Below are 13,198 nucleotides of genomic sequence, written 5' to 3' on the forward strand. Positions count from 1 at the left end.
CCGGCATGGGCATTCTTCAGGCTATAGCCTTACAGGATCAATCACCACCTCCCTAGGAGGTGGTTTAGGGGTGACAACAAAAAACCCGCCGAAGCGGGTTTTTGAGGCCAATTGCAATGCTGCATCAGCAGCAAAGAATTAACGTTTGGAGAACTGTGGACGACGACGTGCTTTACGCAGACCGACTTTCTTACGTTCAACTTTACGTGCATCACGGGTAACAAAGCCCGCTTTGCGCAGTTCTGAACGCAGAGATTCGTCATACTCCATCAGAGCGCGTGTGATACCGTGACGGATCGCACCGGCCTGACCAGAGATACCACCACCTTTAACGGTGATGTACAGATCAAACTTACCTACCATATCAAGCAGTTCCAGCGGCTGACGCACGACCATACGTGCAGTCTCGCGACCGAAATACTGTTCTAAAGAACGCTGATTGATAACGATGTTTCCGCTGCCCGGCTTGATAAAGACGCGAGCGGATGAGCTTTTGCGGCGACCTGTGCCGTAGTTTTGAGTTTCAGCCATTGCCTGTAATCCCGATTAAATGTCAAGAACTTGCGGTTGCTGTGCCGCATGGTTGTGCTCGTTACCTGCGTAAACTTTCAGTTTACGGTACATAGCACGACCCAGTGGGCCTTTTGGCAGCATGCCTTTAACCGCGATTTCAATCACACGCTCAGGACGGCGATCAATCATCTCTTCGAAGGTCGCTTGCTTGATACCACCGATGTGGCCAGTGTGATGGTAATAGATCTTATCGCTACGCTTGTTACCAGTAACAGCAACTTTCTCGGCGTTAAGAACGATAATGTAATCACCGGTATCAACGTGCGGAGTGTATTCCGCTTTATGTTTGCCACGCAGACGACGAGCCAGTTCAGTCGCTAAACGACCTAAAGTTTTGCCTGTCGCGTCAACAACATACCAGTCACGCTGTACGGTTTCTGGTTTAGCTGTAAAAGTTTTCATTGAAAAGCTTACCCAAATATAAGTTACACGTTGGTGAAATCCCAAACGCTTAAGTAAACGATTGAGGCTCACACGACTATTTTGCCAGTAAGCCTACCCCTTCGGATAGAGTTACCGGATCACAAAGGTTTTTGGGAAAAAAAACCATTTGCCGTAACGTGGGGTCGCAAGATTATAGAGAAGTCCCCCGCAAAGGTCGACCCTTTTTAAGATAAAATTGCGAACCCTCTTCCCGGCATCTGCACTCAGGGCAAATGCGGGCGGCACAGATACTCTTCACTCTGCATTTCCTGCAGACGTGAAAGGCAGCGTTGATACTCAAAATTCAGTTGATTACCCCGATAAATATCACTCAACGCCGCTTCTGCGCAGACGACCAGTTTAACATGTCGTTCATAAAACTCATCGACTAATGCCAGAAAACGTCTGGCCTGGTCTTCCATCGCCGGAGTCAGTACCGGCACATTAAACAGCAACACGGTGTGATAGCGCCTTGAGAGCTCGATATAATCCAGCTGACTGCGTGCCTCACCACACAGGGTAACAAAGTCCAGGGCGACCACTCCTGCGCAGGATTTTCGCGTGGCCAGCGGACGATGGTTGATTTCCAGTACCGGTGATCCTGCCGCCTGATAGTCACATCCCGCCAGAGCACCAAAGATCCCTGCCATTTCCTGCTCACTGGCATCCCCTGGCGGCGTTTTCCATAAGTGTGCTGACGTCAGAGTCCGCAGCCGGTAGTCGATGCCGGCATCCACGTTCAGAATGTCGCAATGACGTTTTATTTGTTCGATGGCTGGCAGAAAGCGTCCACGTTGCAGCCCGTTACGGTAGAGTTCATCCGGAGGAATATTGGAGGTAGCCACCAGAGTGATCCCGCGTTCAAACAGGGCTTGCATCAGGGTCCCCAATAACATGGCATCGGTAATATCCGACACAAAGAACTCGTCAAAACACAATAAATCCGCTTCCGCTTTGAAGCGATCGGCGATGATCAGTAAGGGGTCACTGTGCCCCTGTAATTCCGCCAGTTCCTGATGCACGCGAAGCATAAACCGGTGAAAATGTAACCGGAGTTTGCGCTGACCCGGAATAGACTGAAAAAACAGATCCATGATCCAGGTTTTTCCCCGCCCGACACCTCCCCACATATACAACCCACGAACAGGACGGACATCCGCGGAAGGGGCCTTACCGAATAAACCAGATAAGCGGGACAGTAACCCCTGTCGGACAGCAGGAGGTTGCTGAACTCGTTCAGTAAGCGACTGATAAATCACATCAAGGCAGGTAATCGCTGATTTTTGTACGTCATCAGGCTGGTAGTCGCCACGGTCAAGCGCTTGCTGGTAAAGGGCCAGAGGTGATGTCATTTGCATTTGTCTCAGCTTTTCAGAAAAGCCCCGTCGGGGATGTTTGACGAAAAAAAACCGTTATACAGTACGCCAGCCAGACTCAGGATTCCACATCCATAAGATTAACGGGTATAGTGACTATCATTGAAGTAGGTTATCTTTTTGTTGTGAACTGATTATCATAAAGAAGAAACCGTTGTACCCTGAATAACAACGGAAATTAGGGGAGTTATTATGACCTGGGAATACGGACTCATTGGATTAGTGGTTGGACTTGTCATCGGCGCGGTCGTGATGCGCTTCGGTAATAAAAAACTGCGTGAGCAGCATACGGTTCAGTATGAACTGGAAAAATCCAAAGCTGAACTGGAAGAATACCGTAAAGAACTGACAAGTCATTTTGCACGCAGTGCAGAGTTACTGGACAATATGGCGCACGATTACCGTCAGCTGTATCAGCACATGGCGAAAGGTTCCAATAACCTGCTGCCGGATTTACCGGGTGACCAGAACCCGTTCACCTGGCAGGCGACAGAAGCAGAAGCCGATAACGATCAGGCCCCGGTACAGATCCCACGGGACTACTCAGAAGGCGCTTCAGGATTACTGAGAAACGGACCGGCGAGTCGTAAGTAACCTTCCCGGGTGCGGTCGCACCCGGATATCTTCATTTACCGGCATCTCCGGGCCAACTCCATCGTTTAATCGCGGGAACACCTTCAGAATGAAAAAACTATCGCCACTTTTGTTAGCTCTCTCACTGAGTGCCGGACTGAATTTATCAGTGTCACCGCTTGCCCATGCCACCCTGCCTGTTAAGGTGGATGGTCAGCCGTTACCTTCTCTGGCCCCGATGCTTTCCCGCGTTTTGCCTGCTGTCGTCAGTGTTCAGGTCAGTGGCGTACAATCTCCGGCCAGTGCTCAGGATACACCTCAACCTCTGAAGAAGTTCCAGGGCCAGCCTCCGGCACAGTCTGCACAGCCACAGCCCTTTGAAGGCCTGGGATCCGGCGTCATTATTAATGCCGGAAAGGGATATATTCTTACCAATCACCATGTCATCAATGACGCGACAAAAATCACCGTACAGTTGAGTGACGGACGTCAGTTTGAGGCGAAAGTGGTGGGCAGTGATACCCCGACAGATATCGCACTCCTGCAGGTGAAAAACCCGAAAGACCTGACGCAGATTAACGTGGCAGACTCGGATCAGTTGCAGGTCGGGGATTTTGCCGTCGCTATCGGTAATCCGTTCGGTTTAGGGCAAACCGCGACTTCAGGCATTATTTCCGCACTGGGGCGCAGTGGCCTGAATATTGAAGGACTGGAAAACTTTATCCAGACCGATGCTGCCATCAACCGCGGTAATTCCGGCGGGGCTCTGGTCAATCTGCGTGGTGAGCTGATCGGTATCAACACGGCTATCCTGGCATCGAATGGCGGTAACATCGGCATCGGATTTGCCATCCCGGGTAACATGGCAATGAATATTGCCGACCAGCTGATCAAATACGGCCAGGTAAAACACGGGCAACTCGGTATCAAAGGCACGGAACTGACCCCTGAAATGGCGAAAGCCTTCAATGTGAACCTCAGCCGCGGTGCATTCGTGGCCGAAGTACTTCCCGGGTCTGCCGCGGCAAAAGCCGGTCTGAAAGCCGGGGATATCATCACCACTCTCGATGATAAAGCCCTGTCCGGATTTGCAGAACTAAGAGTAAAAGTCAGCACTCACTCACCAGGAGACAAATTACGACTGGGTGTACTGCGTGCGGGCAAACCTCTGAACGTTGTGGTCACGCTTGAACAAAGCGGCACTGCCGTGTCTTCCACTACCCGTCTTGATGAGCCTGCGTTCCAGGGCGCATCTTTAACTGATGGTGAGACGGTCAGTAAAGTGAAAGGGATCCGGGTCGTGGATGTGACCAAACAGAGCCCGGCCGCGCAGGTGGGTATGCATCCCGGGGATGTGATTATCAGTATTAACCGCCAACGGGTGCAGAATCTGGCTGAGCTTAAAAAAGTGCTGGAAACCAGGCCTGAGGTGATTGCACTGAATGTCATTCGCGGTCAGGAAAGTATCTACCTGTTAATGCGATAAAAATCAGATAACGACCGGCACAAGCTGATACCCGTCCCGGTCGTTATCATGTTATCCTTACTGCCCCTTTCCCTGCAAAACGATCGGCATGTTAATCAAATTATTACGTTCGGTGATTATCGGCCTTATTGTGGCTGGAGTGCTGTTACTGGTTATGCCCGGATTCCATACCGGAAGCTGGCTGTCAGGATTATTTAGCCATTCTTCTGACGCCTCTGAGGAACCTATTGTCAGTTTCAGCCAGGGAGTGAGACGTGCTGCGCCCGCAGTGGTTAACGTCTATAACCGTAATACCCAGGCCAATAATAATCAGGGGATCACCACCCTGGGGTCCGGGGTCATTATGAATGCCCGCGGATATATCCTCACCAATAAACATGTCATCAATAACGCCGGACAAATCATCGTTGCCTTACAGGATGGCCGGTTTTATGAGGCGACTCTGGTCGGTTCCGACGCGATGACCGACCTCGCCGTGCTTAAAATTTCTGCCGCCAACCTGCCAGTGATCCCGATTAATACCAAACGCATTGCACATATCGGCGACGTCGTGATGGCCATCGGTAATCCTTATAATCTGGGACAGACCGTGACCCAGGGAATTATCAGTGCCACCGGCCGGGTCGGACTGAGTTCTTCGGGCCGCCAGAATTTCCTGCAGACCGATGCCTCCATCAATCAGGGGAATTCCGGCGGCGCGTTAATCAACTCGCGGGGCGAACTGGTGGGTATCAATACCCTGACCTTTGATAAAAGCAGTGACGGTGAGACGCCTGAAGGCATAGGTTTTGCTATACCTACCGCGCTGGCGACCAAGATCATGGATAAACTGATCCGTTATGGCCGGGTGATCCGTGGCTTTATCGGGATCACAGCGCGCGAAATCCCTGCTTTCCATGGTCAGGGAACCAGCCTGGATAAAATCCAGGGACTGGTCGTGAGTGAAGTCGCCCCTGGCGGACCGGCCGAGAAGGCAGGTATCCAGCCTAACGACCTGTTGCTGAGTGTGAACGGAAAACCTGCCCTGTCCGCTCAGGAAACGATGGACCAGGTGGCTGAGATCAGGCCAGGGGCTGTCATACAGGTGCAGGTGTTACGTAATGATAAAAAGCTGACCCTGCCGGTGACGATTCAGGAATTTCCGCACGACAACTAAACCGCCATCATCAACCGGCGCGGGGAGCGAAGCAGGCCCCCGCAGTCGGGGCTTATTATCCATCCTGAGACACTCTTACTGTTATCTGTTGCCGCGGTGCAACCTTGCCCCCGGCACCGCTCCTCTGCTGATGAATACTCCCTGACTGACGGTCATGCTCTGCCGGCCCCCTATCGGTAAGCCTCTCAGCCCTGCTCATCAGCCCTTCTGCTGAATATCAGGAAAGACGTAAACACCGCGAAAAAGAGATGAATAACATAAATAACCATGTGTACAGAGTTATATAGCGGTTTGGACTAGTTCAGGATTCTTTGTTAAAATTCGCGCCCTGCTCACACCAGGGGCCAGGTCACAGGTTACATATTGCATAAAAATTCACCAGCGTGCATAATAATGTAACTACTCTACGGAATCACCCTAATATAAAAAATGGTAGCCTATGCGAATCGCTTCTAAACAGGAAGATTTAGTCAGGGCATTCAAAGCCCTGTTGAAAGAAGAAAAGTTTAGTTCTCAGGGCGAGATTGTTGCTGCGCTTCAGGACGAAGGCTTTAACAATATTAACCAGTCTAAAGTGTCGCGAATGCTGACCAAGTTTGGCGCCGTTCGTACCCGCAATGCAAAAATGGAGATGGTCTACTGTCTGCCTGCCGAGCTCGGCGTACCAACGACGACCAGCCCGTTAAAGAATCTGGTTCTGGATATCGATTATAATGACGCACTGGTGGTCATTCATACCAGCCCCGGTGCGGCACAGCTGATAGCCCGCTTGCTGGACTCGTTGGGGAAAGCCGAAGGGATCCTTGGCACTATCGCGGGTGATGACACCATCTTTATTACCCCTTCCCGGGGGTTCACCGTGAAAAAACTCTATGATGCTATCCTGACATTATTCGAACAGGAACTTTAGTCGCGCACCTCTGCCTGCCGTCGTTACCCTGGCGGCAGGGGTTCCGTACCTTTAGCCGCATTCCCGCATTCCCGCAGCATAAAACATCACACTGATGAAACAAAAAAGACAGTACCCGGGCGATAGCACAAAATGTTAAATTTATATATCTTATTGTTTATAATGATAAAAAATAAACAAAGGTTAAATGTCAGTCAACTGTTAGTTGAATTTGTTATAAAAAATGTCAAGTAACCGGTTACACTTGATCGAATTATTATTAGCCACATATTAATTTCTTACGTTATCAGTACTATAATCCCTTCCGTGATCGACATCACAAAAAATGAATATTAACTGAGGAATGAATCGTGAGTATAAAAGCCGCACTGGCTATGATGGGTGTATTATCTGTTCTTTCATTTACCGCTTCTGCTGCACAATCAATTAATAGCGAGCAGGCACAGGGTATGCATTCCATCGGGGTTATTACCGTCAGTGGCATTAATTCGGCACCATCAGATATTAATGAACAATTAAATAGCAAAGCAGATGCCATGGGTGCAAGAGCGTATGAAATTACTGAAGATTATATGAATGGTAATTATCATGCGACGGCAGTCGTTTATAAATAACGGCACCCTCTTTCTATAAGACAATACCTGCATAATGCGCCTGATCACAGGATAAGCATAACGGAGACAGTAAGGTGAATCTCTGCGGCATCGTAATTTATCCGCAGAGTAAATAAGATAGCCGTCGACCGACGCTGCAACCGTGAAATAAGATTATTATAATGACCGGGTCTGCCCGGATAAGAAGTTCCATCCCCTGAAAAATGTCATTTCAGCCCCCTTCCGGGGGCTTTTTTTATCGCCGGCTGGCGTGACACCCGCGACCGCAGGTTTTAGCTAATAATAACGTCTTCAGTTACAGGTTAATCAGGGTGCTCCGGTAACGGATCAGAATATCTTCCAGACGCCTTACCGGCTCGATCACGGTAACAGGCACCGAGTGTTCATGGAGCTTTTGCTGGTAAATTTCCAGTTCCTGTAATAGCTGATTGTAATAATAGCTCCGCCGCTCATCATTATGGGATGAAATCACCCGATCTCCGGTATGACGCAATCTGCGGTGGAATTCAGACAGGTCATCGGTATGCGGGATATCAGCCTTCCGCAAGCGCTGATGACTGATAATCAATGTTAATGCCAGTCGGTATTTATTAATATCATCCGGGAACAAATTCAGCAGCAGAAATAGTTGCTGATACAGTGCCGGCAGATGATTTTCCCGTCGTCTTTCAGGGTTCGTCGTCAGTGCAGACACCGCGGCATAAATAAAACGATTAAGTATTTTTCTTCCGGTGCGGGCTTTTGATTTATCCCTGATCAGTAATATCACCATCAGTGCCAGGAAACAGCCAATCACCTGGCCGAGCGCACTATCCAGGAAGGTATTAATACCGAAGTCCATCGGATTACTCAGGACCAGAATATTTAGCGTCCCCACGAAGGCCCCCAGGGTTCCGAGCTGGCGGCGTTGAATAAAAATACCCGCAACGAAAGCCATCGTTCCCATAATAAGACACAACAGGAAAATACTTTGCTGTGTGCCTGGCAGCAGGTACATGTAATACAACGCCCCGAGAGGAACGGCGACGGACATACCGTACAGAAAATCTTTCGCCAGCATCAGCGGATTAGGCAATCGCATGGCTAATGCGGTTACAACCGCCAGCATCACCATACAGGCACTGCCCGCATTCCAGCCGGAATAGAGCCAGAAGAGTGACCCCAGCGCGGTGGCAACAAAGGTACGGATCCCGTTAATCATCGCCGGATGCGTTTCGGCAGAACGGACATGCACAACAATTTCACGTTGCAGAATAGCTTCTTCAATATGGCTGATCCTGGCATTCGTTTTCAGCCCTTTCAGTAACACCAGATATTCACTGGCGGCACCGATCCATGTGCTGATAGTTTCCGGGACCTGGCGGTTCCCCGTTAAGGTCACCAGACGCCGTAACGCTTTTAACTGCTGATAGAGTTCAGCAAAGTTACTGACATCACGGTTTATCAGCTCATAGAACGCCGTCGGTATGTACTCTTGCCGGGTCGTCCTGATAAGAAAGGTTTCGGCCGCCTGGGTTATCATGGTCAGAGACAGTGTATTGAGCATCTTTACCCGGCGCCCGGAACGATGCCAGTGGGTAGACTCCATTCTTAACTGCTGGCGCATTCCTCCCAGTGCACTGGTACGACGGACTAATGCCCCCCAGGCTTTATCCAGCTCTTCTTTATCTGTCTGTCTGATACAGGTTTGCAGCAGCTGGTACTGAGCGATCAGTAATGATTCCGTTTCGTGATCGATCACTTTTTTAATCGAACGAGGGGAGAAAATAATATCGGCCAGGATCACACAAAAAATCCCGATGCTGATCTCACTGCAACGCTCAACGGCGAAACGGGGGACCAGGGCCAGTGAACCACTGGCCGCTACCGTCACGACGATAATTAAGGCGGTATAACCGGCCAGGCCTAATGCATAAGAATTCTCAGCCCGCATCAGCGAAGAGAGCCAGACACATATGCCGGCCCACAGACAACACAACATCAGCATGACGACGGGCGCACGGGCGGTGAAGATCATAATCGTCAGCGCGGCGATACACCCAAGGAAGGTACCGATGATCCTTAAGACTCCCCGGTGGCGTAGCGCCCCTGAGTAAGGGTCTCCGCCGGTGGCGAACGCTTGTCCGCCGGCCACAATCGCTGCCGTCATCACCGCCCAGCGCGGAGTTTCTAAATTACAGAAGAACCCCAGCATCAGTGCCAGTAAGACGGCAAACGTCAGTTTGACCGGGAAACGTAAAAACTGAATCACCGACCCCACAATCAACCAAACTCACGTAGTCGTTTCAGTAAATCTGTCGCCGGAGACGGTTTTTCGTCAGGCCGGTCTTTATCCCCGGTGACCACAACGGTGGCCGTCGTCCCCGCCGGGAAACGGTTGCCAGGTTGTACGTCCAGATGGATGCGCACAGGAACACGCTGTGCCAGACGGACCCACTCCAGGTTCGAATCTACCGTCGCCATACCCTTGGAATCCACACTGCTGCTGCTGTTTGTCACCCCGGCGGCAATACTGTCAACCGACCCGCGCAGGACGGTATTACTTCCCAGCGGGGTAATTTCTGCCCGGAAGCCCGGTTTAACACCACTGAGTTTGGTCTCTTCCATGTAAGCGATCACATAGAATGTGCGGGCTTTTACCAGCGCAACGGCCACAGAACCGCGACTGATAAATTCTCCGCCATACACTGTCAGGTTCGTCACCCAGCCATCTGCCGGCGCCCTGACATCCGTACGGGTTAAATCGATCTGTGCTAAATCACGGGCGGCTTTCGCCTGGGCCAGTTGCTGCTCGCTGGTCTGCAGGGTGTTATTCGCCTGCTCTACCGCTTCTTTCGATAAGGCAACGGCACCGAGCTGGTTGCGGCGGGCGGCTTCACGCCGTTTTTCGTCCACAACCGACTGGTAGTAATCGACATTTGCCTGCGCTTCATCCAGTGCTTCCTGGAAACGTGGACGGTCAATTTCGAACAGCGTGTCGCCTTGTTTCACGAACTGGTTATCATGCACTTTGACATCAGTGATAAGTCCGGTCACGTCAGGAGAAATCGCCACGACATCGGCGGCAAATTTAGCATCCCTTGTCCACGGAGATTCGGTGTAGTACACCCAGGCGCGAAAAACGATCACGATGGCAACGACCACCAGGATCAGGGTTATCGCGTAACGTGCGACTTTTTTTATAAGCGTTTTCACTGAAACCTCAGACCATTAAACTGGAAACAAGATAAAAGACACAGCAATAAAGAGCCGTATTAAAGAGTGAAGGATGCCAGACCAGGTCATAAATCCCGGTGGGCGTCAGAATTCTTTTCACCACCCAGAACAGCAGCAGTGACAGAATGAGTTCAACGAAAACGGGCGGAAACGATAGCCCGAAAACGACTAGTACCGGGTGAACACTCATTAAAAATCCTTTAGAATCAAAACCATAAATCAAAAGGCATCCGAAATACCTGATGATCACGGCCTTCAACATCAGGATGAACGCGACCTGATGGCGGGTGAACCACAAGCATATGTCAACAAAAGCGATTTTGTATAATTTTCACTGGTAACTGCAGCACATAAATTATCGATGCGATCGGTCTATAGTAACGTGTCTGATAGTTAGTTTTCTACAAAATGTGACGTAAATCACTTTTAAGCGAGAGTTAATAATGGAAAGGTTAAAAGGAATGTCTGTGTTTGTGAAAGTGGTCGATCTTGGGTCTTTCACTGCAGCAGCACGGCAATTACACCTGAGTGTGTCTTCTGTCAGCCAGACTATCGCAAAGCTGGAAGATGAACTGCAGGTTAAACTTCTTAACCGCAGTACACGCAGCATAGGCCTGACAGAGGCCGGCAGGATCTATTATCAGGGCTGCCGGCGCATGCTGCATGAGGCGAATCAGGTCCATGAACAACTCTATGCATTTAATAATACCCCCATCGGTATGCTGCGCATCGGCAGTACCACCACCATGGCGCAGAATGTTCTGTCGCCGATGACCGCTCAGCTGCTGCATGATTATCCCGGCCTGAGCGTCAACCTCATTACCGGTAACCCCGCGCCTGATTTGATAGCCCATGGGCTGGATTTGGTGATCCGCTCGGGTACCCTGGAAAACTCCGCACTCTTTTCCCGTCGTCTGGGCAGTATGCCGATGGTGTTATGTGCCTCAAGGCATTTCCCGGGCCTCCATGAGTTACCCGGACGTCCGGAGGAGTTAGAAAGTTTTGCGTGGCTGGAATACAGTGTGTACCCCTACAATGAATTTGAGCTGGTTTCACCGGACGGCCAGACGCTAACGCTGGCACCGAAGGGACGTTTTGCCACCAATGACCCGCTGACCTTGATTGGCTGGCTGAAAGCGGGATCCGGCATCGCTTATGTGCCGTTAATGTGGATACTGGATGAAATTAACCGCGGTGAAATTGAGATCCTTTACCCGCAGTATCATGCGAAACCACGCCCGGTGTACGCACTCTATACCGAGAGGAATAAACTGCCGCTTAAAGTTCAGGTCTGCATCGATTACCTGACGGAATACTTCAGTGAAATGGCAAAAAAATATCAGGAGAACCGGGCAAGGAATTAGTACGCACCCCGGGAGGCTGGCGGTGCGTACTCAGATGTTGCGGAAGATCAGGCAGTACCACCGACCGTCAGTTTATCCAGTTTCAATGTCGGCTGACCGACACCCACAGGCACACTCTGTCCGTCTTTACCACAGACTCCCACACCTTTATCCAGCGCCAGATCATTACCGACCATAGAAATCTGCTGCATGGCTTCAATACCGGAACCGATCAGGGTTGCCCCTTTCACCGGCGACGTGATTTTCCCTTTTTCGATCAGATAAGCTTCGGAGGTTGAGAAGACAAACTTACCGGAGGTGATATCGACCTGGCCTCCCCCGAAATTCGGGGCATATAACCCATATTCAACGCTTTCGATAATTTCCTGTGGCGTTGACTGTCCACCCAGCATATAAGTGTTGGTCATCCGGGGCATGGGCAGATGAGCGTATGATTCACGGCGACCATTTCCGGTCGGCGGAACACCCATCAGACGGGCATTCAGCTTATCCTGCATATAACCTTTCAGCACACCGTTTTCGATCAACACGTTGTACTGGCCCGGCACACCTTCATCATCAATCGCCAGAGAGCCGCGCAGTCCGGAAAGCGTACCATCATCCACCACCGTACAGAGATCAGACGCAACCTTCTGCCCCATCTGTCCACTGAAGACCGAGGTTCCACGACGGTTAAAATCCCCTTCCAGCCCGTGACCGACGGCTTCATGGAGCAGCACTCCCGGCCAGCCGGCCCCCAGTACAACCGGTAAGGTTCCCGCCGGCGCCGCAACCGCAGACAAATTAACCAGCGCCATACGCACGGCTTCTTTTGCCCAGGCATCTGCACGGACATCACCCTGTTCATCCGCCAGGAAGAACTCATAACCGGTACGCGCACCACCACCGCTGGCACCACGTTCACGTTTGCCGTGGTCCTCCACCAGCACACTGACCGATAAACGAACCAGAGGGCGAATATCCGCGGCGAACGTTCCGTCGGTTGCCGCTACCAGTACCTGCTCATAGATCCCCGTCAGACTGACGCTGACTTCCTGTACCCGGGAGTCCTGTGCGCGTGCCACTTTATCCACACGGTGCAGGAGGGTGATTTTATCTTCACGGCTCAGGCTATCCAGCGGATTAACCGCAGGATACAGGGACTTGTAGTTCACTGCAGACAGCGCTTTCACCTGCCCGTTGCCTTTTTCGCGCACAATGCTGCGGGCCGCGTCAGCACTTTGCTGAAGGGCATTCAGTGTTAACTGGTCAGCATACGCAAACCCTGTTTTCTCGCCACTGATCGCCCTGATACCGACACCCTGGTCAATATTCCAGGAGCCTTCTTTAATAATGCTGTCTTCCAGACCCCATGATTCATGGTAGCTCGACTGGAAATAGAGATCGGCATAATCCAGGCGGCGTTCTGAAAGCTGGCCTAACAGGGAAGAAATATCCTGCCGTGTAATATTATTGGCAGTCAGTAACTGCTCACTTACCAGATCCAGTGTCATGGTTTCTCACTTGT

The 13,198-nt window shown here is 50.9% G+C and carries 13 protein-coding genes; 6 read left to right on the plus strand and 7 right to left on the minus strand.

Features of this window, described 5'->3' with window-relative positions:
- Window positions 1-138: 138 nt before the first annotated feature.
- The 3 genes from rpsI to zapE form a co-directional block, all read right to left on the minus strand.
- Window positions 139-531, minus strand: a complete 393-nt coding sequence (gene rpsI / locus JK223_RS15010) for a 30S ribosomal protein S9 (RefSeq protein ID WP_025903812.1) — start codon at window positions 529-531, stop codon at window positions 139-141.
- 15 nt (window positions 532-546) lie between these two features.
- The gene (gene rplM, locus JK223_RS15015; protein ID WP_025903811.1) at window positions 547-975 is read right to left on the minus strand and encodes a 50S ribosomal protein L13; all 429 of its coding nucleotides are present in this window, start codon (window positions 973-975) and stop codon (window positions 547-549) included.
- A 245-nt stretch (window positions 976-1,220) separates the two neighbouring features.
- On the minus strand, window positions 1,221-2,354 hold the full coding sequence (zapE, locus tag JK223_RS15020; protein WP_212714964.1) for a cell division protein ZapE: 1,134 nt from the start codon (window positions 2,352-2,354) through the stop codon (window positions 1,221-1,223).
- Window positions 2,355-2,564: 210 nt separating this feature from the next.
- Between zapE and zapG the strand changes: the two genes are divergently transcribed.
- The 5 genes from zapG (at window position 2,565) to JK223_RS15045 (ending at window position 7,111) form a co-directional block, all read left to right on the plus strand.
- Window positions 2,565-2,966 carry a Z-ring associated protein ZapG gene (gene zapG / locus JK223_RS15025; RefSeq protein ID WP_212714965.1) on the plus strand — a complete coding sequence of 134 codons (402 nt, stop codon included), beginning with the start codon at window positions 2,565-2,567 and terminating at the stop codon, window positions 2,964-2,966.
- Between the two features lie 88 nt (window positions 2,967-3,054).
- Window positions 3,055-4,431, plus strand: coding sequence for a Do family serine endopeptidase (locus JK223_RS15030; protein ID WP_212714966.1), 1,377 nt, complete (start codon window positions 3,055-3,057; stop codon window positions 4,429-4,431).
- Between the two features lie 88 nt (window positions 4,432-4,519).
- Window positions 4,520-5,587 (plus strand): outer membrane-stress sensor serine endopeptidase DegS, encoded by a 1,068-nt coding sequence (gene degS, locus JK223_RS15035; protein ID WP_212714967.1) that lies wholly within the window; start codon window positions 4,520-4,522, stop codon window positions 5,585-5,587.
- Window positions 5,588-6,026: 439 nt separating this feature from the next.
- Window positions 6,027-6,497: a transcriptional regulator ArgR gene (argR, locus tag JK223_RS15040; RefSeq protein WP_212714968.1), complete on the plus strand. Its 471-nt coding sequence runs from the start codon at window positions 6,027-6,029 to the stop codon at window positions 6,495-6,497.
- Between the two features lie 350 nt (window positions 6,498-6,847).
- Window positions 6,848-7,111, plus strand: a complete 264-nt coding sequence (locus JK223_RS15045) for a YdgH/BhsA/McbA-like domain containing protein (protein ID WP_212714969.1) — start codon at window positions 6,848-6,850, stop codon at window positions 7,109-7,111.
- A gap of 295 nt (window positions 7,112-7,406) precedes the next feature.
- Here JK223_RS15045 and aaeB read toward each other — a convergent pair whose 3' ends face one another.
- Genes aaeB through aaeX form a run of 3 tightly spaced genes read right to left on the minus strand, consistent with a single transcriptional unit; the run spans window position 7,407 to window position 10,517 of the window.
- Complete coding sequence (gene aaeB / locus JK223_RS15050; RefSeq protein WP_212714970.1) at window positions 7,407-9,362, minus strand: p-hydroxybenzoic acid efflux pump subunit AaeB; 1,956 nt, start codon at window positions 9,360-9,362, stop codon at window positions 7,407-7,409.
- A gap of 11 nt (window positions 9,363-9,373) precedes the next feature.
- Complete coding sequence (gene aaeA / locus JK223_RS15055; protein WP_212714971.1) at window positions 9,374-10,306, minus strand: p-hydroxybenzoic acid efflux pump subunit AaeA; 933 nt, start codon at window positions 10,304-10,306, stop codon at window positions 9,374-9,376.
- A gap of 7 nt (window positions 10,307-10,313) precedes the next feature.
- The gene (gene aaeX / locus JK223_RS15060; protein ID WP_025903802.1) at window positions 10,314-10,517 is read right to left on the minus strand and encodes a p-hydroxybenzoic acid efflux pump operon protein AaeX; all 204 of its coding nucleotides are present in this window, start codon (window positions 10,515-10,517) and stop codon (window positions 10,314-10,316) included.
- A 253-nt stretch (window positions 10,518-10,770) separates the two neighbouring features.
- Between aaeX and aaeR the strand changes: the two genes are divergently transcribed.
- The gene (gene aaeR / locus JK223_RS15065) at window positions 10,771-11,691 is read left to right on the plus strand and encodes an HTH-type transcriptional activator AaeR (protein WP_212714972.1); all 921 of its coding nucleotides are present in this window, start codon (window positions 10,771-10,773) and stop codon (window positions 11,689-11,691) included.
- A gap of 47 nt (window positions 11,692-11,738) precedes the next feature.
- Here aaeR and tldD read toward each other — a convergent pair whose 3' ends face one another.
- Complete coding sequence (gene tldD / locus JK223_RS15070) at window positions 11,739-13,184, minus strand: metalloprotease TldD (protein WP_212714973.1); 1,446 nt, start codon at window positions 13,182-13,184, stop codon at window positions 11,739-11,741.
- Window positions 13,185-13,198 lie beyond the last annotated feature (14 nt).

The sequence above is a fragment of the Tatumella sp. JGM118 genome, from assembly GCF_018257515.1.
In the GTDB taxonomy this organism is placed as follows: Bacteria; Pseudomonadota; Gammaproteobacteria; order Enterobacterales; family Enterobacteriaceae; genus Tatumella; species Tatumella terrea.

Bases quoted from the DNA above. Each gene is read 5' to 3' on its own strand.
- aaeX (WP_025903802.1), bottom strand. From the start codon at position 10,517: ATGAGTGTTCACCCGGTACTAGTCGTTTTCGGGCTATCGTTTCCGCCC.
- tldD (WP_212714973.1), bottom strand. From the start codon at position 13,184: ATGACACTGGATCTGGTAAGTGAGCAGTTACTGACTGCCAATAATATT.
- rpsI (WP_025903812.1), bottom strand. From the start codon at position 531: ATGGCTGAAACTCAAAACTACGGCACAGGTCGCCGCAAAAGCTCATCC.
- zapG (WP_212714965.1), top strand. From the start codon at position 2,565: ATGACCTGGGAATACGGACTCATTGGATTAGTGGTTGGACTTGTCATC.
- zapE (WP_212714964.1), bottom strand. From the start codon at position 2,354: ATGCAAATGACATCACCTCTGGCCCTTTACCAGCAAGCGCTTGACCGT.
- JK223_RS15030 (WP_212714966.1), top strand. From the start codon at position 3,055: ATGAAAAAACTATCGCCACTTTTGTTAGCTCTCTCACTGAGTGCCGGA.
- aaeR (WP_212714972.1), top strand. From the start codon at position 10,771: ATGGAAAGGTTAAAAGGAATGTCTGTGTTTGTGAAAGTGGTCGATCTT.
- degS (WP_212714967.1), top strand. From the start codon at position 4,520: ATGTTAATCAAATTATTACGTTCGGTGATTATCGGCCTTATTGTGGCT.
- rplM (WP_025903811.1), bottom strand. From the start codon at position 975: ATGAAAACTTTTACAGCTAAACCAGAAACCGTACAGCGTGACTGGTAT.
- argR (WP_212714968.1), top strand. From the start codon at position 6,027: ATGCGAATCGCTTCTAAACAGGAAGATTTAGTCAGGGCATTCAAAGCC.